Source organism: Nocardioides sp. LS1 (assembly GCF_003865225.1).
Taxonomy (GTDB): domain Bacteria; phylum Actinomycetota; class Actinomycetes; order Propionibacteriales; family Nocardioidaceae; genus Nocardioides; species Nocardioides ginsengisegetis.
Map to the genome: position 1 here is coordinate 92,092 of NZ_BIFF01000001.1, position 22,617 is coordinate 114,708.

The following is a 22,617-nucleotide window of genomic DNA, read 5'->3' on the forward strand; positions in this document are numbered from 1 at the left end:
TGAGGCGGCGGAAGCCGACGGCCCCCCGGCCGTGGGGGCCGGGGGACGCGTTGACGTGCTCATGTCGTGGGTGACGGCGCTGGGTGGATGACGTCGCCCAGGCCCATGCGGGTAAGGAGCCGTTCGCGCTGCGCCGAGGCGACCGCAGTGACGGGCAGGTCACCGAAATCGGAGAAGTCGACAGAACTGCGGTACGGGCGAGTGCCATGCGGCAGTCCGACGATTCGGACGATTTCATCAGCGACTGCTTGGACGTCCTGAACGACGCCGGGGGCGAAAAGCGCTTCAGTGACTGCGCCTGTGTTCGCAAGGTCTTCAGCGATGAGCTCGTACGCAGCGCCGACGCCGGCGTCTTCGGCGAACGCGGCGTTCGGGAAGTGGTCGGTGCCCTGGGTGAACGGTCCCGGCATGAGGATGCTGGTCTCGATGCCGTACCTGGCGACCTCGACAGAGATTGATTCGGCGAACGAGTCCATTGCTGCCTTGGCGGCGGTGTACGGCGCGAGGAACGGGGGCACGACGCGGCTGGTGCCTGACCCAACCCAAAGGAGAAGGCCCTGTCCGGCGGCGCGCATCACGGGGAGGGCTGCCCGATTGACTCGCAGCGCTCCGACCGTGTTGGTGTTGAACGCCGAGATGACCTGCTCAGGTGTGAACGCCTCGGTAACGCCGTAGTAGAGGTGGGCGGCGTTGTGCACGATGACGTCGATGCCACCGCAGTCCTTGACGATGGCCTCGATCGCCGCCTGGGCGGAGTGTTCGGAGAGGACGTCGAGTTCAACGACGCGCAGGTCGACCTTGTGTTCGTCGGCAAAGGCCGCTGCCTCGTTCGCCTTGGGTGCGTTGCGGCCTTCGGGGTTTCGCATGGATCCGTACACGGTGTGGCCGGCCAGGGCCAGGCTTCGGGCGCTGAGTCGCCCCATGCCGGTGCCCGCGCCGGTAACGAGGATGGTTGCCATTGTTTGCTCCGTTTCTAGTTTCGGGGGCGGAGGTCTTTTAGACCATGCCGCCGTTGACGTAGATGGTCTGTCCGTTGATCCAGCGGCCGGCTCCGGCGAGAAGGGAGATGACTTCGGCGATGTCGGAGGGGGTGCCGAGGCGTCCGAGAGGGTTCATCTTCGCCATCTGCGCGATGGTGGCTTCGTCCTTGCCCTGCAGGAACAGGTCGGTCGCGGTCGGTCCGGGTGCGACCGCGTTGACGGTGATGTCCCGTCCGCGGAGCTCCTTCGCGAGCACAGGGCTGATGGCGTCCACGGCTCCCTTGGTCGCGGCATAGCCGGCGTAGGTGGGAAGGCCGAGCTTCTTGACCGATGTCGAGAGGTTGATGATGGCGCCACCAGCGCGGACGTTACGGGCGGCTGCCTGGTTGATGACGAACGTGCCGCGGATGTTGGTGCGGTGCATCCGGTCAAGTTCGTTGAGGTCGAAGTTCTCGATGGTGTCGAGGATGAGGATGCCGGCCGCGTTGACGACCACATCGATTCCGCCGAATTCTGCTGCCACGGTTTCAAACACGGTCTTTACCGCTGCTTCGTCGGCGACGTCGGCCTGGATCGCGATGGCCCGCCCGCCCGCAGCTTGGATGCCTTCGACGGCGGCGTCGGCTTCGCGAACGTTGGTCGAGTACTGGATGGCGACGGCCTGGCCGTCTGCTGCGAGGCGCTCAGCGACGGCGCGTCCAATTCCCCGCGAGCCGCCAGTGACTACGGCGACTCGATTGATGCTGCTGTTCATGACTGCTCCTTGGTATCAGTGGTACTAACGCTGATAACATTAGAGCCAACAGTGCGATACTGCAAGTAGCGATAACTAAAGTGCGTTATCGACGATAGCACCCAGGCGGGATGGCCTGTGTGACACCCGTGGCATCGGGTCGGCAGCTGTCTCAACCGGCCCGTGCGGCCTGTGGGCCGGCCTATCCCGTGAGCCCGCTTTGGGCCTCGTCGCGCGCGCTCGCCGCGGGCGACGTTGTCCGTTAGTCGGTCGCGGGTGAGTTGCGCGTCGAATGACGGCTACGTCGGATTCAGCCTTGGCAAGAGGTCTAGTCGCCCGGGTCAAGCGTTGTAACGCAGGTCAACGAGGTCCGCACATGCGCCGGTTCAGGACCGATGACATTGCGGTCTCGGCCGCTTGGCGGCGTTCGGACGGGCGTCGGCGAGCAACGCGGTCTGCTGGGTCAGGCGGTTAGGAAGTGGTCCTCGATGCTGCGCAGGAGGTCGTTGAAGGCGCGCACGGTCTCGATGTCGGTGTCGACGGCATCGGTGAGCAGTTCCGCCCACGCGTGCCGAAGGGCCTCTAGGCCGTCGATGGCTTGCTGGGTCGACTCGACTGCAACGCCACGGCCGGAGGTCGAGTGACGCCGGATCATCCCCTTGCTTTCTAGGTCTCGGAGGGCGGCGCTGACATTGGTGCGTTGCATGTGGGCTCGGGCGGCTATTTCGCTGGGCGAGCTGTTGGGGTGGAGGTCGACGACGCGCATGACTTGGCGTTCGGTTTCGGTCAGCGGGACGACGCCAGGTGGTGTCGGAGTTTGGGTGCGGACTAGCCGAGCGACGTTGAGGAGGAGGTCGGCGAGGTCGGCGAGCGCGGTGGACTTTGCGCGCGTGGTCGGCATCGTCTGACGATAGCGAATGATGGGGTAATAATGATGCCGCCATCCCCGTGGGGGATGGCGGCATCTGTGGTGTCCGTCGGTCGCGCCTGGAGTGGAGGGTGGCGTCGACTTGGTGGACGGAGCGCTGCGACTGAGGTGCGGTGGGAGTTGGCGGGGAGTTTCGCCGGGTGCGCCTCAGGGGCTTGCGGTCACCACATCGAGCGCACCAGCTCCTTGAGCCGGCGGCCAGCTTCTACTCCGAGTACTGCGGTTTCGGACGGGTAGGCGGCGGCGGTCATGTCGGCCAGTGCGTCCAGGTTGCTTTGTGCGAAGTCGACGTCGCGAAGGCGGGTTGGTAGTCCGAGGCTTTCGCACCAGTCCCGGAGCAGTAGCGACGCTGTTCCGGGGTCGCAAATTGAGCCGGTGCGGCGGGTGGGGGTTGCTTGGTTGAGATCCAGCGCTTGTGCGATGGATGCCAGTTCACGTGGCTGCATGGCGGTCATGCGTCCGAGGACTGCGGGGAGGGTGATTGCTGAGGTGACGCTGTGGGGTACTCCGAAGGTGCCGCCGAGCATGTGTCCGAGGCGGTGGCTGAGGCCATAGGACATCGCTTGGGGGTGGGAGTAGCACTCCCAGGCTGCGATCTGTGCTGCGCCGCGGCCCTTGGCGTTCTGGGACAGCGACTCGACCATGCGCCGAATGCCGGAGTAGGCGAGGCTGTCGACGACCGGCAGTGCGGCGGTCCCGAGCAGCCCCTCGATTGCGTGGTCGACCGCCTTGACGCCGGACGCGAGCCACAGGTCGCCTGGAGTGGACTCGACAACACGTTCGTCGTAGACCACGGCGTCGGCGCTCACGTCGATGCGCGCGTGGCTGCGCTTGAACGTCGAGGTCCCTTGGGTCTCGGTGACGCCGAACGTGTGCGACAGCTCAGAACCCGACAGCGTTGTGGGGACAACTACGTGCCGGGGTCGGGTGTGACCGGCGTCAATGACGCGTCCGAGGGCAGCCTTTGCGGCGTCGATGACTGAGCCGCCGCCGACGGAGACGACCGAGTCGATGTCGTTTTCCATCAGGACGGCCGCAGCTGCCGCGATGTCAGCTTCGGGGGCGTGCGGGTTGAAATTGCTGTGCGTCAGGACGATGGTCGGTACGGCCGTCATCACCGACGCCATCAAGTCGGGGTCTGCAGCTTGGAACGGAGTGGTGAACAACGCGGTCTTTCGGGCACCGAAACTGCCCAAGAGTTCCCCGACCGTGGAGAGGCTGCCGTTGCCCCACGACACTGAGCCGATGGGAAGGTTCACAAGCTTGCCCGGAGGAAAGTCGGCCCTGATGTCTGCTGCCGTGCTCACCGGTCCACCGCCGCAGCAGCTTCGGTCCCGGCGCCTACCCGCTCGGCGAGGGCTGGGAACAAGGCAAGGGCGTTGTCCCTCTCGACCTGGCGTCGAATGCTGTCGTCAGTGAAGAACTCGTTGACTCCGTCGACCGTCTCAACGGTTGTGGACTCAGGCATGAACGGGTAGTCCGTGCCGAACAGGATGTGCGAAGTGTCGGCGAAGGAGTCGAGACCGGCGAGTGTGTGCGGGTTCGCTGACATCGCCGTGTCGAAGTAGATCGACCGCAGCGACCCGAGCAGGTCGGCCGGTTCGCGGTCGGCAAGCGTCGGGTTGATGGTGACGGCGTAGGTGAGGCGCTTGGCCAGGTAGGGCGCCGCGCCCCCCGCGTGCGGCGCAATGAGCTTGAGTTCCGGCCGACGGTCCAGCGTGCCGTGGTAGAGCAAGCTCGCCAACATCCGGGTGGTCTCGAACGGGAACTCGTACAACGACGGCGGAAGCCCGAACAGCGGCTGGTCCGAGGCCGGCGGAATGGTCGGGTGGACGAACGCCACCGTGTCGAGCTCAGCGATGCAGTCGATGACCTCGTCGAACTCGGGCTCGCCGAGGTAGGTGCCGTTGTAGTGAGTGAACAGGCCGATGCCGTCCAGGCCCAGGGTGCCGACCGCGTACTGAATCTCTGCTACCGCCGCTGTGACGTCCGGCAGGGGAAGAACGGCGAAGCCGCCGTACCGGCCAGGGTGACGCTCGATCAACTCAGCCATGTACTCGTTGGTGGCCCGAGCGGCCCGGACTGCGTCCGGGCCGCTCGTGAAACCCACCCCGGCGCGGTGATGGACACGATCGATGCCTGGATTCCGTTCCTGTCCATCACCTCCAAGTCGGTGTCGAGGTCCCACTGCGGGTATGCGACGCCCTTGATGGGGTCGTCCACGCCCGCATCCTTGAGAGCCTTCAGGTAGGGCTCCGGGATGATGTGGTGATGGACATCGATTCGGTTTGACGACTCCATGAACTGCTCGACTTTCTTGGTGAGGTGTATCTGTGCTGGGCGGGGGGAGTTGCGTGGTCTGACTAGTCGAGCGGCTCGAGAGTTTCGAGCGCCGCGATGAGCTCGGGCTGACGCTCTTCGAGCCACTTCGGCAGCTGCAGGCAGCTGCCGAGACTGTCGAGTCCCTCGTCCTTCTCGAACCCGTCAGGGTGGCTACGAGTCGCCTCGAACATCGCGCCGGCGGGGGTGCGGAAGTACACCGAGTAGAAGTAGTTCCGGTCTCGCGGCTCGGTGACGTCGATGTAGCCCATGGCCTCCAAGTGGTCCTTGAAGTCCAGCTGCGCGGTCGACTCCTTGATGTCGAACGCGACGTGGTCGACGGTGTTGCGCATGTAGCCCCACGAACCCTGCTCGATGTCGGGCTGGTGGTCGATCTCGACCAGCTGCCCGGCACGGCCAGCAGACATCGCATACGAGCTGACCGAGCCGTCGGTGTCGCGCGACTCCAGGCCCATCCCCTCGTCGAGGAAGTAGTGAAGCTCGTCGGTTTCGCGCGTGCAGACCGTCACGCTGTGGACGCCCCGGATTGCTGCAGCAGGCGGCACATCGGAGCCGTGCCACGGGAGCCGATCGTCGGTCTCGACGCCCACGAGCTGGAAGTCGATTCCGTCCGGGTGCTGGAACCAAACGCGCCGGTCGCCGAGGCGGTCGAACTCCTCGTACGCGACGCCGCGCGAGCCGAACCGGTCGACCCAGAAGTTGATGCTGTCCTTCGGGACCGAGAGCGAGATCGAGCTGATCTGGCCCGATCCCTTCTTGCCCTCGGGCTTCTCCGGGCCGAACACGAAGGACGTCAGAAGCGTCCCAGGCTCGCCGTACTCGTTGCCGTAGTACAGGTGATAGAACGGCCGATTCCCGTCGAGCAAGACCGTGCGCTTGACGTTGCGCAGGCCCAGCAGGTCGACGTGGAACTGCACGTCGGAGCGACCGTTCGTGACTGTCGTAGTGATGTGGTGGTAGCCGTGAAAGGCCATCGTCACCCCTTCCTGGCGGGCGCCTGAGGCCGGTGTCCCTAGGGGCAGAAGCCTGTTTCGAACTTTTCGATTCGAATGGCGCGGTTGGTGTTGACTGAACTGTACCGCATAGTACATTCTTGCGAGACCCACATCACATCAGTGATTGGCCACAGACGCAATGCCTAACTAGGAGCCCGCAGTTGTTTGACCTGAACGAAGCAGAGGCGCTGAACCTCGACGAGACCGACCCCCTTGGGTCCAACCGGTCGAAGTTCCTGATCCCGCCGACCCCGCGTGGCGATGGCGAAGCCGCGTACCTCGCCGGCAACTCGCTCGGACTCCAGCCCCGTCAGACCCGCGTCGACCTGCAGGCCGAGCTCGACGACTGGGCCACCTACGGGGTTGGCGGACACACCAAGCCGCGCAAGCCGTGGGTCAGCTACCACGAGGGCCTGCGCGACCCCGCCGCACGCCTGGTCGGCGCTCTGCCCGAAGAGACCGTCGTCATGAACACGCTGACGGTCAACCTTCACCTGATGATGGTCAGCTTTTACAAGCCCACCGCTGACCGGTTCCGCATCCTTATCGAGGACGGCACGTTCCCGTCGGACTCCTACGCCGTCCGGAGCCAGGCAGAATTCCACGGCTACGACCCCGACGATGCCGTCCTTCGAGTAAAGCCGCGCGAGGGCGAAGCGGTGGTCCGAACCCAGGACGTCCTTGACCTCATCGAGCGCGAAGGCGACACCATCGCGCTCATCATGCTCGGCGCGGTGAACTACTACACCGGCGAGCTGATGGACATCCCCGCCATCACCGCAGCCGGTCGCGCCGCCGGAATCGTCGTCGGCTGGGACCTCGCACACGCCGTCGGCAACGTCGAACTGAAGATGCACGACTGGGACGTCGACTGGGCCGCTTGGTGCTCCTACAAGTACCTGAACTCCGGACCGGGCGCGATCGCAGGGGCCTTCGTTCACCAGCGGCACCTTGCCGACGAGAACATCGTGAAGTTCTCGGGATGGTGGAGCACCAACGCTGCCACCCGATTCGAGATGAAGCCGGTCCTAGACCTCGTGCACACCGCTGACGCCTGGCAGCTGTCGAACCCGCCCATCATGGCGATGGCACCGGTCGAAACGTCCCTGAAGATTTTCGACGAGGTCGGCATGCCCGCCCTGCGGCAGCGGAGCCTCCGACTGACCGGATACCTCGAGAAGGCCCTCGCGGTCGCACTTGCGGACGTACCCGCGCGCGTCATCACGCCGTCTGACCCGGAGCAGCGCGGCGCGCAGCTGTCGGTGCAGATCATCGGGGCCGACGCCGAGCACGTGTCCACGCGCATGCGCGACGAGTACGGCGTCTTCACCGATGCACGTCAGCCCGACGTCATCCGGTTCGCCCCCGCGCCTCTGTACTGCACCTTCCACGACTGCTGGCGCGCCGCGCACGCACTCCATGAGGTGTTGAACAGCGAAGGCTGACCAGTCGGCCACCCACTAGACGTCTCGGAAAGCAGTACCCACACAACAACAGAAACACCAACTGTTCGGAGGTAACCATGCCGCGTCTGTTCAAGACCCAAGCAGTCGTCGGGTCAGCGCTCCTCGCGCTGGCTCTCGCCGGCTGTGGAAGTTCCGGCGGCGGAACTGACAAGCTCAACGGGGGTGGAGCGCCGACCAAGGTTACCTCCGTCAAGATCGGCTTCCAGGGCCCGCTGTCGGGTGACTACCAGCAGCTCGGCCTGAACGAGTTCAACGGCGTCGAGCTGGCAGTCAAGGAAGCCAACGCTTCCAAGGAGTTCGGCTTCTCGGTTGAGATCGTCAAGGGCGACGACCAGGGCGACCCCAGCAAGGCACCTGCTGCCGCGACGACTCTCATTCAGAACCAGGACGTCCTCGGTGTCGTCGGCCCGGCGTTCTCCGGTTCGGTCAAGGCCGCCGGCGCACAGTACTCGTCCGCGGGACTGTCTTTCATCACGCCGTCGGCAACGAACGCGCAGCTTCAGGACCAGGGCTTCTCCTCCTTCCACCGCAGCGTTCCCTCGGACAACGTCGAGGGCACCATCGGCGCCCAGTGGCTGGCGAAGAAGGCCAAGACCGTGTTTGTCATCGACGACCTCGGTGACTACGGCAAGGGCGTCGCTGACGCTGTGCAGAAGGAGCTGGAGTCCAAGGGTGTGAAGGTAATCCGTGAGGGTGTGGACGCCAAGACGACCGACTACAGTGTTGTCGCGCAGAAGGTGAAGGCCTCCGGTGCTCAGGCGCTGTTCTACGGCGGCTACGACGCCCAGACCGCGCTCCTGGCCAAGGCCATCAAGGCAGTCGGGTACGACGGTCTGAAGGTCACCGGAAACGGCAGCAAGTCGACGATCTTCTTCGACCAGGCTGGCGACGCCGGCAACGGCTGGTACTTCCTGTGTGGTTGTGCGGACGCGGCGAGCGACCCGAACGCCCAGAAGTTCACCGACGCCTACCGCGCCGACTACAACCAGGACCCGTCGACCTTCACGCCGGAGTCCTACGACGCGACCCGCGCGCTGCTGACCGCCATCAAGAACGCGGCCGCCGCCGGCCCGCTGACTCGGGAGAGCGTTGCCAAGGCCCTGAGTGCCATCGACTTCCAGGGTCTCGCCTCGCACATCAAGTTCGACAGCAAGGGCGACATCGACTCCAGCGTCGCGGTCGTCAATCTCTACGAAGCTGAGAACAAGACGTTCAAGTTCCTCGGCGACGTAACGAAGCAGAACTAACAGGTCAGACACATGGGGTGTGTTCGTCGCCCAGGCTCACAGCCGCCTTCGGGTGAGCGGCGAACACACCCTGTCCTGTGCCCTGCGCAACCAGTTGACCTCGCCGACACATCGTTCGGCCGATGCCCCACCTCACGGCTAGTTCGCGGTGGCGCACCCAGAAAGGCTCGTCATGGACTACGTCCACCAAATTCCTGACTACTTGGTCCTCGGTCTCACCCGCGGATCAATGTATGCGCTCATCGCGATTGGCTACACGCTCGTCTACGGCGTCCTTCAGCTCATCAACTTCGCGCACAGCGAAGTTTTCATGTCCGGTGCGTTCGGCAGCTTCCTTGCGGTCAACGCGCTCGCACCGCACGCTGGTTCAACCGCGGGCGCGACGATGGTGTTCCTTGTCGGAATCCTCGCCGGAGCTCTAACGGGTGCATGTATCGCTTTCATGCTCGAACGCGTCGCGTACCGACCACTACGACGACGAGGCGCACCGAAAATCGCGTTCCTCATCTCTGCAATCGGGGCCTCGTTCTTCCTGTCCCAACTCGCAGGCAAGCTGTTCAACCGGCTCACCAACAACAGCTTCCCCGAGTACTTCAACATCAACCACGTCGTGTTCACAGTTGCCGGCGCCGACGTGCGTGTCATCCAGCTCATCATCGTCGGTTCGGCCCTGACCCTCATGGTCGGACTCGACGCCCTGGTGAGCCGAACCAAGCTGGGCCGCAGCGTCCGGGCAGTGGCCGAGGACGCCCCCATGGCTGCTCTGCTGGGCATCAATATCGACCGCACCATCTCGCGCACCTTCATCATCGGCGGAGCCCTCGCCGGCGCTGCCGGGTTCCTTTTCGGCACGGCCTTCGCGTTCTCGAACATGATGGGTTTCCAGCCCGGTATCAAGGCGTTCGCCGCGGCAGTCCTCGGAGGTATCGGCAACATCCGCGGCGCGATGATTGGTGGCATCACTCTCGGCCTCGTCGAGGCACTCATCCCACCGCTCCCCGGTGTCGGAATCCAGTGGACTGACGTCGTCGCCTTCGGCGTTCTCGTCGCGGTCCTCATCTTCCGACCCACCGGAATTCTCGGCGAGCGCCTTGGGAGGGTCGCATGAACCTCAAGGCCCGTCTCACAGGCGAGTCCGCTCGCCGGCTCCTCATGTGCCTGGTCGGCTCGGTCATCGTCGCGATGATGTGGGGGCCTCAGCAAGGAACCCCTGACGATTACGGGTACGGACTCAAGCAGGCAGTACTTGAGCCCCGCATCTTCATCTTCCTGGGCCTCGGTGTCCTGGTCTTCTTTCTCGCGCCCCGCGCCGACCAGCTCAAGGAGCGGCTCTCCAAGCCTGGCGCTGGCCTCTTCGCAGCAGCAGCGGCCGGCGTCATGGTCGCTCGTACCCTTCTGCACTGGTACGACCCTGTCGGTGAAGGCAAGTTCGCAGCCGCATCTCAGGCTGCGACGACCGGGCTCGCTGATGCCTACTTCAGCTGGATGTACATCGTCGCGTGGCTCTTGGTCGTGGCTGTTGGCCTTGCCGCGGTCCTTACCCGGTCGCGCGTGGTCGCGACTATCGGAATCCTCGCCTCGGTGGGTGCCGCAGCGCTCGCTGTCGTCGCCCACTCCGACCTTGTTTCAGCTGGCACACGAATCGACCACTCCTACGGCGCGGACGCGACAGCACTTGCCTACGTCTTCGTCGCCATCTCCGTCGCTTACGCCGGCTGGACCGAAGCTGGAGACTCCATCCGTGACCGGGCCAAGAGCCTTCAGGGTCAATACCCCGGACTGTTTATCGCCTTTGGTGGCCTGTTCTTCGCCGTGACTGCTGTCGGTTTCGCAACCTGGTTCTCGCCTGGACGGCTCAATGTCGGCCTGTGGGCCAGCGCCGACCTGTTCGACGGCACCGGGATCAACGTCGTCGCAACAAGCATGCAGCGCGGAGGCCTCGCCGTCATCCTGGCCGTCGCCGCTCTGGTCGGCGCGCTGGGCATCTACCGTTCCAACCCAGTACTGCGTATCGCCGGCACGGGTCTGAACGTCCTTGGTGGGGTCTTTGTGCTCATCACTGCACACGCCATGGGCCAGGTCGGCGCCAACGGAGGGGTCGACGGTGCCAAGTCGGCGTGGGACAACCTCGGCACCGGGCCCTGGTTCGCACTTCTCGGCTTCCTGCTGATGGCAGTGGCCACAGCCAGCCCGTGGGTTGGCACACGATCCGCGAACCGGGGGACCGGCAGCCGAGCAGCATCGGCCACTGTTCTTGGCCGCATCTCGGTGACCCCGGCACTCCTCACCGGTGTGGTCATCGCAATCGTCCTACCGCGAGTGTTCACCGAGTACTGGCAGCAGGTCCTGGTGACTCAGATTGGGGTCTATGTTCTCCTCGCCGTCGGCTTGAACGTCGTTGTCGGATGGACCGGATTGCTTGACCTTGGATTCATCGCGTTCTACGCCATCGGCAGCTACACCACTGCGTTCCTGGTGGGCTCCCTCCCAATCCAGCCGCCGTTCGGAATCCACCTGACGCCCCTCGCGGCAATTCCTGTAGCCATTGGTGCCTGCATCATCGCCGGCGTCGCCCTCGGCGCTCCGACACTTCGGCTCCGCGGCGACTACCTCGCCATCGTCACCCTTGGCTTCGGTGAAATCATCCGGATCGTCGCCATCAACAACCCCGGCAACATCACGAACAGCACTCGAGGCCCAGAAAAGCCGGTCCCGCACCCGGAGATCAACCTCGGCATCGTGGACCTCAAGTGGGGCACCGACCCCCTTGAGTATTGGTACCTGCTCCTGGCCATCCTCGCCATCGTCATCATCCTGTTCGTCCGCCTCGAGCGGTCCTCCCTGGGCCGTGCTTGGGCAGCTGTTCGTGAGGACGAGGTCGCGGCGAAGGCCTGCGGCGTCGACACGACCCGCGCCAAACTGCTCGCGTTCGCCATCGGAGCCTCCACCTCGGGACTCGCTGGCGTCTTCTTCGCCAGCCAGGTGGGGTACTTCAACCCGGACAACTTCCTGCTCCTGAACTCCATCCTGGTCCTGGCCTACGTGGTCTTCGGCGGTATGGGATCGATGACTGGCGTCGTGGTCGGAGCCGCGTTCCTCACCTGGCTTCCAGAGTTCCTCAAGGACCAGGTCCCGGCAGACGACCGTCAGATGTGGATCGGCGCAGTCCTCCTCTTCATGATGATTTTCCGTCCCTCGGGTCTGATTCCCGAACGCCGACGTAAAGCAGAGCTCAAGGGACTGGACGACCGTCCCACCCTGGAGCCGGCAGCAGTCGCAGAGAGCGAGGGTCTGTGATGCCTGCCCAGACTACGAACACGAACGAAAGGGCCACGCGGTCTGTGGACACCACGCCTGAGGCCGACGCCCGGCCGGTCTTCTCCGTCGAGGGACTGACCCTCCGCTTCGGTGGACTCGTCTCCCTAGACGACGTCAACATCGAGATGCGCCGTGGCGAAATCCTCTCCATCATCGGGCCGAACGGCGCCGGCAAGACCAGCCTGTTCAACTCGCTCACCGGCGTCTACTGCCCCCAGGAGGGCAAGGTCACCGCAGTCCCGCGGGCCGGTGCCAAGGAGATTTCGGTCATCGGGCACCCGGTTCACAAGCTCAACCGGGCAGGCATCGCCCGCACTTTCCAGAACATCCGCCTGTTCCCAGCGCTCACGGTTCTGGAGAACGTGCAAGTCGCCGTCGAATCGACCCAGAAGTCCGGTGCGATCGGCGCGATGTTGCGTCTACCGCGTCAGAAGCGCGAAGCGCTCGAAGCTGACTCAGTCGCTCGCTCTCTCCTGGCTGAAGTCGGGCTCACCGGACGAGAGAACGACATCGCCACCTCGCTGTCATACGGCGCACAACGGCGACTCGAAATTGCACGCGCCCTCGCCACCAACCCCGGGGTCCTGCTCCTCGATGAGCCGGCAGCGGGCACCAATCCGAACGAGAAAGCCGAGCTTGCCGACCTGATTCGGCGAATCAATCGGGAACGAAACGTCAGCGTTCTGCTTATCGAGCACGACATGCAGATGGTCATGTCCATTGCAGACCGCATCGTTGTCCTCAACTTCGGCAAGAAGATTGCCGAAGGCAAGCCGACCGAGATCCAGAACAACCCCGAGGTCATCGCCGCCTACCTGGGAGCCGCATCAAGCGACGACGATGCGCTCGAGGAGGTGACCGGCAAGATCGCAGCTCACGTCGAGCACGCGACCGACACCGACACCCCGACGAGTGTCAGAGCCCTTGAAGTGGTCGATCTTGACGTTCGGTACGGCGCCATCCCGGCTCTGAAGTCCATCTCCTTCCACGTCAACGAAGGCGAAATCGTTGCGTTCCTCGGCGCGAACGGAGCCGGGAAGACCACTACCCAGCAGACCATCTCTGGCCTACTGCGCCCGACCGCAGGAACCATCACCTACCGCGGAAAGCAGATCTCGGGGCGTCCGGCACACGAACTCATCGGGGAGGGCATCTGCCACGTCCCCGAGGGCCGGCACGTGTTCCCACGCATGAGTGTCCTGGAAAACCTGCAGATGGGTGCCTACCGGTTCAGCCATGTCAGTTCAGCCGACATGGACCACGTCTTCGACCGCTTCCCGCGGCTGGCCGAACGCCAGCACCAGCTCGCCGGCACTCTGTCTGGCGGCGAGCAACAGATGCTCGCGATGGGCCGGGCGCTCATGGGACGACCTGAACTGCTCCTCCTCGACGAGCCGTCGATGGGCCTGGCTCCGCTGGTCGTCCAGGACATCTTCTCGATCATTGAGCAGATCAATGCCGATGGCGTGACGGTGCTTCTGGTCGAGCAGAACGCCGCCCAAGCCCTGTCCATCGCCGACCGCGCTTACGTCCTGGAGACCGGGTGCATCGCCTTGGAAGGCACCGGCCGGGAACTGCTTGAGGATTCCCGGATCCGGGAGGTTTACCTCGGCGAATCTATCAGGTAATGTACTGAGCCGTACAGTTCAGTTCAAAGAATGGATGACCACAATGAGTGAGCAGGCAAGCACGAACGTGCTCGGCATCTCGGGCAGCCTTCGGCAGGAGTCGTTCAATACGCGCCTGCTGCACGCCTCCGGCGCCCTGGCGCCGCTTGGCATGAACATCGACGTCTACGAGGACCTCGCCCACATTCCGCCGTACAACAGCGACAACGACGGCGAGAACGCCCCGCAGGCCGTGGAGAACTTCCGCGCCCAGGTGCGAGACGCTGACGCGCTGCTGATCGCGACGCCCGAGTACAACTACTCCATTCCCGGTGTCTTGAAGAACGCGATCGATTGGCTCAGCACTGGCGACGGCGGCCAGCTTCTCGCTGGCAAGCCGATCGCGGTGATGGGTGCCGCGCCGACCGCATTCGGGTCGGTTCGAGCACAGCTCGCGCTTCGCCAGGTCTTCGTATGGACCGACTCCAAGCCGGTCGTGAAGCCCGAGGTCATCGTGTTCAACGCGCACGAGCGTTTCGACGGCGACAAGTTGGTTGACGAGGGAACCCAGGACCTGGTGCGTCGCCTCCTGCAGTCGCTGGCCGCGAAGGTCGACGAAGGTCGATGAGGAAGCTGAGGAGTCTGGTGTTGCGATGGATAGTGCGCCAGGTCCTCGGCTCTCCCTGCCCCGTTTGCGACGTTCGCTCTGGCGACGTTGTGCGTCACTACATGACCGTGCACGCCCTCCGCGGAAAGTTCGCCGGACGGCCGTGAGGGGCAAGTAATGCAAACGCGCGTCCGGACTACGTCCATATCCGCGGCGCGCAAGTGGGTGTGTCCGAGCCGAGGTGGCCACAAATCGTCACGGGTTCAGTGGCTAAACGGCTGCGACACACAGGCCCCGCGTCTGACGACGACGCGGGGCCTCACCCAATTCGTACGGTGTCCAACGCCTACGTCGGATGGGAAATAGATGAGCGACCACGAGCTGCCTGAACCCGACATCAAGGTCGGTGCACCGAAGACCTTCGCGGTCGGTCTGCCCGGCATCCAGCACTCCATGGAACACGCGCTCGGGCAAATGGGCGGCGTCCGGACCGCGAAGGTACTTCTGTCCATCAACCAGCCCGGCGGATTCGACTGCCCGAGCTGCGCCTGGCCCGACCCAAAGCACGGACATCGAGCCGAGTTCTGCGAGAACGGCGCGAAGGCCGCGGCGTGGGAAGCGACCCGCAAGCGGGTCGGAAGACACTTCTTCGCTACCTACTCCATCGCTCAGCTGCGAACGCAGACCGACCACTGGCTTGAGAAGCAGGGCCGACTCACTGAGCCCATGTATCTGGCACCAGGCGCCGAACACTACGTCCCGGTCAGTTGGGAGGCAGCCTTCGCGCTGACCGCTGAACAGCTGAAGGCGATGCCGGACCCCAATCGAGCTGCCTTCTACACCAGCGGCCGTGCGTCGAACGAGGCCGCGTTCCTCTACCAGTTGCTCGCCCGCCGGCTCGGAACGAATAACCTGCCCGACTGCTCGAACATGTGTCACGAATCCAGTGGCGCGGCCCTCAACGAAACCCTCGGAATCGGCAAGGGCACCGTCACTCTCGAGGACCTCTCCGACCACTCCGATCTCATCATCGTCGTCGGCCAGAACCCAGGCACGAACCATCCCCGAATGCTCAGCGCACTTGAGCAGGCGAAACGGCGCGGCGCCCGAATCATCGGAATCAATCCGTTGCCCGAAGCCGGCCTCATCCGGTTCAAGAACCCTCAGAGACCGCGCGGCATCGTCGGCAGGGGCACGCAACTTGCCGATCGGCTCATCCTTGTCCGCGTCAACGGCGACCTGGCCCTGTTCGCGGGCATCAACAAGGCGCTCCTCGAACGCGACGCCGAACACCCCGGCATCCTCGACACGGCCTTCATCAATGAACACACCGACGGATTCAGCGACTTCGTCGACGCGACTAGATCGCTTGAGTGGGACGTCGTAGAGGAACTGAGTGGCATCGCCAAGGGCGACATCGAGCAACTCGCTGACGACGTCATCGGCGCCGACAGCGTCATCGTCTGCTGGGCAATGGGCCTGACCCAGCATCGGAACGCAGTAACCACGATCCGCGAGGTCGTCAACTTTCTCCTGCTGCGCGGCAACGTCGGCCGGCCCGGAGCAGGTGCCTGCCCAGTGCGGGGACACAGCAACGTGCAGGGCGACAGGACCATGGGTGTCTGGGAAAAAATGCCCGATGAGTTCCTCGACGCGCTACAAAGCGAGTTCCGCTTCGACCCTCCGCGCGACCACGGACTCGACACCGTCGACACCATTCGGGCGATGCGTGATGGCCGCATCGACGTCTTCATGGCGCTGGGCGGGAACTTCGTGTCCGCCTCACCAGATACTGACGTGACGGCTGCCGCCATGGAGAACTGCGCACTGACGGTGCACGTCGCCACCAAACTCAACCGGTCTCACCTGCACCATGGTCGCGAGGCGCTCATTCTGCCGTGCCTGGGCCGAACCGAACGCGACATCACCACAGCGGGCGAACAGGTCATCACGGTTGAGGACTCGATGGGGATGGTGCACGCTTCGCGCGGTCGCCTGTTGCCCGGCTCCCCAGCGCTCCGAAGCGAAACCTCCATCGTGGCCGGGCTCGCGGATGCGTTGTTCGGCACCGACATCGGCTGGGCACAAATGGGTGCGGACTACACCCTCATTCGCAGCAGCATCGAGCGCGTCATTCCAGGATTTGCGAAGTTCGAAACCCGCATCAAGCAGGCTGGGGGTTTCGCGCTTCCAAACGGACCGCGCGACGCACGCCAGTTCGCGACCGCGACCGGCAAGGCGAGATTCACAGTGAACCCGCCCTCGGCCGTCAGCGCCCCGCCAGGGCACCTGCTGCTACAAACCGTCCGCTCACACGATCAGTTCAACACCACCGTGTACGGGCTGAGCGACCGATACCGAGGCATCAAGGGTGGGCGCCGAGTCGTGTTCGTGAACGTTGATGACCTGCGCGACTCTGGCCTACGTGACGGCGACGTGATCGACATCGTCAGCGTGTGGGTCGACGGCGAACGTCGAGCGGAGGCATTCCGGATCGTCGAGTACCCAACCCCCCGCGGTTGTGCGGCTACGTACTTCCCGGAGGCGAACGTTCTCGTCCCGCTCGACTCGACCGCAGAGGAGAGCAACACCCCGACCTCCAAATCGGTCGTTGTCAGGCTCGAGTCTCGACCTGTTCTTGCGCGACCAAGAACGGCGGCAACCGAGGCTGTATGACTATGAACCTTGCTAAACTTGTTATCTGTTTGGAACGAAGGATCCGGTTCCTATCCCGGAAGACGCCGTAGCTGCCCAGGTAGCTGGCCGCGTCCGATTTCTGGCCCAAGGATTGTGAGCGTCACAAGACAGGCGACAGGCCCTGGCTCTGGCGAGGTCTTGGTGGCTGCGATGGCCAGCTCGGGCCGGGCGGATCGTCGCGTTCATGCAACGCGGGGCGGATCCAGGCGCGGATGGCGACCCGGCTTCGGATTCAGCAACCCTCCACGAACCCTCCGGGTTCAACCGGCATGGGCAGGAAGCGATCGGTTAAAGTCGGAGGTGTTCGAGACAGCGAACGCCGATATAACACAAGCGATTCGGCTGTTTCCCGCAACGTTCGGTAGCAAGGGCAAGGCCCTGAGTTTGTCCAGAGGTCGCAGGTTCAAATCCTGCCCCCGCTACAAAGTTCAGGCCCGGAATCCACGGATTCCGGGCCTGAAAGCATTTGAGACTTGATCCCGTGTCCAAAAACCGCCGAGCTATCCGGACCAGGCGGAGCGCCCGCCCCCGCTTGCTGAGTGCCTGCTGCTGAGCGCGTGCCACTGACCGCGCGCTGGTCGGTCGGCGCCATGACTGACCTCACCACACCGGCTGCCCGCTCCCTGATAGCGGAGTGGCACCTCGCGCTGGCCGCCGAGCGCAAGAGCCCCGCCACGATCGCCCTCTACCTCGACGCCGTCGGCCGCTACCTCACCTTGGCCGAGACCCACGACCTTCCTCCGCTGCGGCGCACCACCCTGCAAACCTGGATCACCGACATGCTCGAGGCCGGTCGGTCACCCAGCACCGCACGGATCCGCCAACAGGCCCTGCGCCGCTACGCCGCCTGGCTCACCGCCGTCGGGCACCTCGACGACACCCCGTTCCGGGGCATGACCGCACCCAAGCTGGACCAGCCGGTCGTCGACCCCCTCACCCTCGCCCAGATCCGGGCCCTGCTCCAGACCTGCCGGCCCGACGGACCCGACGGACCCGACGGACCCGACGGACCCGACGGACCCGACGGACCCGACGGACCCGACGGACCCGACGGTCCAGGTGGGCCCGACGGTCCAGGTGGGCCCGACACTCCCGACACCCCGAGGCCACTGCGGCACGTCCGGGACGAGGCGATCATCCGGCTGATGGTCGAAACCGGGGTCCGGCTCGGCGAGGTCATTGCCCTGACCGCCCCCGACCTCGACCTCGCCGCCGGCCTGGTCACCATCCGGCGTGGCAAGGGCGGCCGCGGGCGCATCATCCCGATCGGCCCCGCCACCACCGCCGCGATCCGAACCTACCTCGCCGTCCGCCACACCCAGCCGCACGCCGACCGGGACGACCTCTGGCTCGGGGAACGCGGCTGCGAGCTCGGGACCGACGCCCTCTACCGATCGCTGCGCCGAAGCGCCGACCGGGCCGGAATCGACGGGTTCCGGCCGCACCGGCTCCGCCACACCGCCGCCCACCGGTGGCTCGCCGCCGGCGGCTCCGAGTCCGGCCTGATGGCTGTGTCCGGCTGGACCCGGGTCGAGATGCTCATCCGCTACACCTGCGGCCGGCGCCTCCGAACGCGCCGCCACCGGGGCGCGACGCCTCGACCCGGGAAACCCTGGCCACGGCCCGAAGGTGGGGGAGGGAGAGAGGGAAGATCGACACCTTCGAGCGGCGCCCCGTCGAGGCTCCTCCGCCGCGCCATCTCGGCGGTCTGAAGGGTGACGTGGGGACCACATCGATGCGAAGGACCTGGTTGCCCGCCTGCTCGGATAGCCGGAAGGTCAGGGCTCCCGCCGGTCACCCAGCCGGGCTGCGAGCCCGACGCCGATGATGAGGGCGCCACCGTTGACGAAGTTGGAGACGTAGTCCTGGACGCCGGCGAGGTTCAGCCCGCTGTTGAGGACGGCCAGGAAGTAGACCGCGACCAGGACGCCCCACACGTTGTACTTGCCCGGCCGGATGGCAGCCGCGCTCAGGAACGCCGCTGCAAGCGCCGGCAGGAGAAGAGCGTCTGCCAGATGCGGGTTGGCGCCTCCCGAGCGGGCGACCTGGAGGACGCCCGCGCCCCCGCAGAGGGCGCCGGCGATGACGAACGTTGCGCCGACGACCAGCTTGATCCGGATGCCGGCGAGGCGGGCGGCGGAGCGGTTGGAGCCGAGTGCGTACAGGTAGCGGCCGTACGGGGTGTGATCGACGAGGTAGTAGACGACGAGCGCCACCACCGCCAGGGCGTAGACCGTCCGGGGGATGCCGAGCCAGGTCTCGGTGCCGAAGTTCGTCACACTCTGCGGGACGTTGCCGCCGAGGGTCACGCCACCGGTCTTCAGGCTGATCAGGCCGGTGATGATGATCGAGATGCCCAAAGTCGTGATGACCGCGTTGACTCCCATGCGGGTGACGAGCACGGCGTTCACGAGGCCGACACAGATGCCGATGGCGATGCCGATCGCGAGCGCCAGCAGGGGATTCATCCCGTTGGTCATGAACTGGGCACAGAAGACCGAGCTCAACGCCGCGGACCCGCCGATGGACAGGTCCCACTCGTTGCAGACCAAGGGAATCAGCGCCCCCAGTGCGGTGATGGCGACGACGGTGTTGGAGCCCAACAGCACCTGCAGGTTCGCGCTCGTCGGGAACGTCGCAGAAGTTCGCGACCAGAGGCTGAAGAACACGAACGCCCCGACCAGCAGCACGACGAAGGCGTAGGCCTCCAGGAACGAGCGGATGCTGCGACGGGGCCGTCGGGCCTGGTCCACCGCGGCCGCTTCCGGTCGGACCGGCTCGTCGATCGTCATGTTGCTTCCGGACACGGAACTCATAGCGTCACTTCCTTTTCTTGACCATGGGCGAGGCGCTCGACGCGGCTGCTGGTGAGCTCATCGCGGGACAGCTCTCCGACGATCCGTCCGCCCCGCAGGACGAGGACCCGATCGCAGATCGCCGCGAGCTCCTCGCTGTCGGACGAGGCCACGAGCGCCACTGCTCCCGCCTCGACGGCCTCACGGATCAGCAGGTAGATCTCGTGACGGGCGCCGACGTCGACACCTTGGGTCGGCTCATCGAGCAGCACCACCTGGGGTGCGCGCCGGAGCCATCGCGAGACGATCACCTTCTGCTGGTTGCCTCCGGACAGTGCGGAGAGCGATTCGTCGACGGACTGTGCCTTGATCAGGAACCGCGAGAGCAGGTCCCGCGCGTCGCGGCGTTGCACGCCCGCGCGCAGCCGGCCGCCGCGCCAGTAGTCGAGCAGGACCGCGACGGACATGTTGTCGTTGACGCTCAGCTCTTGGAAGGCAGCGTCCTCGGCACGGTTTTCCGGGACGAAGGCGATGCCTGCACGCATGGCGTCGCGCGGAGTGCCCAGCCGCAGGGCCGTGCCGTGGAGCCGCACCGATCCGGATTCGATCGGGAGCACGCCGAACAGTGACTTCAGCAGGCTCGACCGCCCCGAACCCACCAGCCCGGCGACGCCGACCACCTCGCCGGCGTGCAACGTCAGGTCGACCGGGCCCACGGGACCGGCACACAGGCTCTGGGCTTCGAGCACGATCGGGCCGCGCTCGGCCGAGGTGTCGGGGGCGATCTCGTCGACGGCCCGTCCCACGATCAGCTCGACAAGGTCGGCGCGGGTGATGGAGCGAGGAGCGACCTCGGCGACGAGCTGGCCGTTGCGCAGCAGGATCGCGTTGTCGGCGACCGAGAAGACCTCCTCGAGCCGGTGCGTGACCAGCAGGACCGTCTGCCCTTGGTCGGCGTGCCGGCGTACGGCGTCGAGGAGCAGGCGCACCTCGGTGTCGGGCAGTGAGACGGTCGGCTCGTCGAGGACGAGGATCCCGTTGTCGGCGTGGCCGGTCTGCAGGGCGCGGGCGATGGCCACCATGGCCTGTCGCGCCGGACCGAGCTCGCCGAGGAGCTGGTCCGGGTGGGCGTCGATGTCGTACTTGGCAAGCACTCGCGCCGCCTCACGCCGCGCCGCGCGCCAGCGCACGCGCCCTCCGGCGCCGACCGGGAAACCGTTGCCGCCGATGGCCAGGTTCTCCGCGATGGTGAGCTCCGGGAAGGTGGACCGCTGCTGGTGCACGAACCTCAGCCCCGCAGCGGTCGCGCGGGCCGGCGTCATCTCGGCCAGGGGAATGCTGTGGCCGCGGATCGCGACCGTGCCGCCGTCGCCGCGCTCGACGCCGGCGAGCATCTTGATCAGGGTGGACTTGCCGGAGCCGTTCCCCCCGAGCAGGGCGTGCACATGGCCCTTGGCAAGGGAGAACGAGACGCCGTCGACGGCCAGGTTGGCGCCGAAGGACTTCGTGGCGCCACTGAGCACGAGTGCGGGCTCATGTGGGTCAGCGCTCACGGCGGATCCCCTTTCACAGAAGGCGGAGTGTGGATGGGCATCAGGATGGGCGCGCGGCTGTGGTGGGCCGAGTGATCTGCGCGACAACACCCCCCGACTGGGCTACCGGGCGGCCTGGCGAGCACCCCGCACCAGACAGAGGTGGCCCGCACGGATTCCGCGCGGGCCACCTCCACTTCTTTCAAGGGGTACGGGGACTCAGCTCACGCTCCACATGGCGAGGAAGGCAGAGCGGAAGTCGACCGGCGGGGTGTACGGCTGTCCGGCCGGCGGCAGGTTGTGGTCCTTGTCGCAGACCTGAATGCCGTTGCCCGTGTCGACCTCGTTCGGGTCCTGGTCGAGGAAGAGGCGGATCAGCGTGTCCACTGCGCTGTAGACCTCCCACTCGACCGACTGGCCGGCGCACGCCTGCTCACCGGTGCCGTTGCGGATCTGGTCGATCCCGGCAGTCGTACCCTCGCCGCCCCCGATCGCCAGCGACTTGAGACGTCCCGCGGTCTGCATCGCCTGCGCGCCTCCGCTCTGCGTCATCACGACGTCGTACGCGGGGATGAAGGCGTTGGCCTCCGGGTGCTGGACCAGGATCTGCTCGATCTTCTGCTGCAGGGCCGGACCCAGGTCCGTGCCGACGAACGTGGCGTCACCGACGATCGAGCACCCGGAGCACTTCGCGATCTCCCGCTTGATGCCTTCCGTGGCCGTCAGGGTCGTCCAGGCATCGGTTTCCGTGTCGAGCACGACCTTCGCCTGTCCGTTCGTCTTGGCGATCACCCACGCGGCCTGCGCGCCGCCCCAGTCCTTGTCCTGGTCCTCGAACGACTCGTGGCCGGCGTAGGTGACGACGTGGGAAAGCAGCGCTGGCGTGCAGTCCTTGGTCTCGACACCGACGACCGGGATTCCGGCGGCCTTCGCCTGCACGACCGCGTTCTTGACCGTCGGACAGTCGATCGCCGAGAGGATGATGCCGTCGGCCTTGGCCACCACGGCCTGCTGGACGCCGGTGAGCATCTGTGTCGGGTCGTACTTCGCGTCGAAGACGTGGACGGTCCAACCGAGCTTCTTGGCCGTCTCCTCGGCCGCCGCCACACCTCGGGTCGCGTAGTCGCTGCCGAGCCCCGACTCGATCAGCCAGATGGACTTGCCGCTGGGTGCCTGCACTGTCGGGCCGCTCGGCTTCTTGTAGGTGCCCTTGTACCAGGCGTCGAGTGTGGCCTGGTAGGACTTCTGGTCCGCCTCGCTCGTCTTGCCGTGCCCCGCGGAAGCGCTGCTGCCACAGGCCGCGAGCCCCAGGCCCAACGTCGCGGCGGCCACGAGGGCGACGCCCCGTCGCCACATGTCTCGAGTGTTCATC

18 protein-coding genes and 1 pseudogene are annotated in these 22,617 nt (G+C 65.5%); 9 read left to right on the top strand and 10 right to left on the bottom strand.

The window, feature by feature from the left end; translation table 11 throughout:
* Window positions 1-59: 59 nt before the first annotated feature.
* The 7 genes from EJF31_RS00465 to EJF31_RS00490 all read right to left on the bottom strand — a co-directional run bounded on the left by EJF31_RS00465 (window position 60) and on the right by EJF31_RS00490 (window position 6,072).
* Window positions 60-959, bottom strand: coding sequence for an SDR family NAD(P)-dependent oxidoreductase (locus EJF31_RS00465; RefSeq protein ID WP_125035152.1), 900 nt, complete (start codon window positions 957-959; stop codon window positions 60-62).
* Between the two features lie 37 nt (window positions 960-996).
* The gene (locus EJF31_RS00470) at window positions 997-1,734 is read right to left on the bottom strand and encodes an SDR family oxidoreductase (RefSeq protein WP_125035153.1); all 738 of its coding nucleotides are present in this window, start codon (window positions 1,732-1,734) and stop codon (window positions 997-999) included.
* 442 nt (window positions 1,735-2,176) lie between these two features.
* On the bottom strand, window positions 2,177-2,614 hold the full coding sequence (locus tag EJF31_RS00475) for a MarR family winged helix-turn-helix transcriptional regulator (protein WP_125035154.1): 438 nt from the start codon (window positions 2,612-2,614) through the stop codon (window positions 2,177-2,179).
* Window positions 2,615-2,802: 188 nt separating this feature from the next.
* A complete protein-coding gene (locus EJF31_RS00480) occupies window positions 2,803-3,948 on the bottom strand; it encodes an iron-containing alcohol dehydrogenase (RefSeq protein ID WP_125035155.1) in 1,146 nt (381 codons plus the stop codon).
* A complete protein-coding gene (locus EJF31_RS00485; protein ID WP_221767403.1) occupies window positions 3,945-4,751 on the bottom strand; it encodes an amidohydrolase family protein in 807 nt (268 codons plus the stop codon). Before EJF31_RS00485 ends, EJF31_RS00480 begins: the two co-directional genes overlap by 4 nt.
* Window positions 4,682-4,864 carry a hypothetical protein gene (locus tag EJF31_RS22050; RefSeq protein ID WP_221767475.1) on the bottom strand — a complete coding sequence of 61 codons (183 nt, stop codon included), beginning with the start codon at window positions 4,862-4,864 and terminating at the stop codon, window positions 4,682-4,684. Before EJF31_RS22050 ends, EJF31_RS00485 begins: the two co-directional genes overlap by 70 nt.
* A gap of 140 nt (window positions 4,865-5,004) precedes the next feature.
* Complete coding sequence (locus EJF31_RS00490) at window positions 5,005-6,072, bottom strand: VOC family protein (RefSeq protein ID WP_125035156.1); 1,068 nt, start codon at window positions 6,070-6,072, stop codon at window positions 5,005-5,007.
* 65 nt (window positions 6,073-6,137) lie between these two features.
* Here EJF31_RS00490 and kynU point away from each other — a divergent pair, with 65 nt between their 5' ends.
* The 9 genes and pseudogenes from kynU to EJF31_RS22070 all read left to right on the top strand — a co-directional run bounded on the left by kynU (window position 6,138) and on the right by EJF31_RS22070 (window position 18,630).
* Complete coding sequence (gene kynU / locus EJF31_RS00495) at window positions 6,138-7,421, top strand: kynureninase (protein ID WP_260430562.1); 1,284 nt, start codon at window positions 6,138-6,140, stop codon at window positions 7,419-7,421.
* Between the two features lie 77 nt (window positions 7,422-7,498).
* Window positions 7,499-8,689, top strand: a complete 1,191-nt coding sequence (locus EJF31_RS00500) for a branched-chain amino acid ABC transporter substrate-binding protein (protein WP_125035157.1) — start codon at window positions 7,499-7,501, stop codon at window positions 8,687-8,689.
* A 172-nt stretch (window positions 8,690-8,861) separates the two neighbouring features.
* Window positions 8,862-9,797, top strand: a complete 936-nt coding sequence (locus tag EJF31_RS00505; RefSeq protein ID WP_125035158.1) for a branched-chain amino acid ABC transporter permease — start codon at window positions 8,862-8,864, stop codon at window positions 9,795-9,797.
* On the top strand, window positions 9,794-11,986 hold the full coding sequence (locus EJF31_RS22055) for a branched-chain amino acid ABC transporter permease (protein ID WP_221767404.1): 2,193 nt from the start codon (window positions 9,794-9,796) through the stop codon (window positions 11,984-11,986). Before EJF31_RS00505 ends, EJF31_RS22055 begins: the two co-directional genes overlap by 4 nt.
* Window positions 11,986-12,825 (top strand): annotated as a pseudogene (locus EJF31_RS22060) (ABC transporter ATP-binding protein); the annotation flags it as partial. The gene EJF31_RS22055 and the pseudogene EJF31_RS22060, both read left to right, overlap by 1 nt.
* Window positions 12,826-12,873: 48 nt before the next feature.
* Window positions 12,874-13,635 (top strand): ABC transporter ATP-binding protein, encoded by a 762-nt coding sequence (locus EJF31_RS22065; protein WP_221767460.1) that lies wholly within the window; start codon window positions 12,874-12,876, stop codon window positions 13,633-13,635.
* Between the two features lie 43 nt (window positions 13,636-13,678).
* A complete protein-coding gene (locus EJF31_RS00520) occupies window positions 13,679-14,242 on the top strand; it encodes an NADPH-dependent FMN reductase (RefSeq protein WP_125035160.1) in 564 nt (187 codons plus the stop codon).
* Window positions 14,243-14,587: 345 nt separating this feature from the next.
* A complete protein-coding gene (locus EJF31_RS00525) occupies window positions 14,588-16,897 on the top strand; it encodes an FdhF/YdeP family oxidoreductase (RefSeq protein WP_125035161.1) in 2,310 nt (769 codons plus the stop codon).
* A 611-nt stretch (window positions 16,898-17,508) separates the two neighbouring features.
* A complete protein-coding gene (locus EJF31_RS22070) occupies window positions 17,509-18,630 on the top strand; it encodes a site-specific integrase (RefSeq protein ID WP_221767405.1) in 1,122 nt (373 codons plus the stop codon).
* Between the two features lie 66 nt (window positions 18,631-18,696).
* On the opposite strand, the gene EJF31_RS00535 is transcribed toward EJF31_RS22070, so the two are convergent.
* The 3 genes from EJF31_RS00535 to EJF31_RS00545 form a co-directional block, all read right to left on the bottom strand.
* Window positions 18,697-19,734 carry an ABC transporter permease gene (locus EJF31_RS00535; RefSeq protein ID WP_221767406.1) on the bottom strand — a complete coding sequence of 346 codons (1,038 nt, stop codon included), beginning with the start codon at window positions 19,732-19,734 and terminating at the stop codon, window positions 18,697-18,699.
* Entirely contained in the window at window positions 19,731-21,266 is a 1,536-nt protein-coding gene (locus tag EJF31_RS00540) for a sugar ABC transporter ATP-binding protein (RefSeq protein ID WP_185736090.1), read from the bottom strand. Before EJF31_RS00540 ends, EJF31_RS00535 begins: the two co-directional genes overlap by 4 nt.
* 198 nt (window positions 21,267-21,464) lie before the next feature.
* A complete protein-coding gene (locus EJF31_RS00545) occupies window positions 21,465-22,616 on the bottom strand; it encodes a sugar ABC transporter substrate-binding protein (protein WP_125035163.1) in 1,152 nt (383 codons plus the stop codon).
* Window position 22,617: the final 1 nt, after the last annotated feature.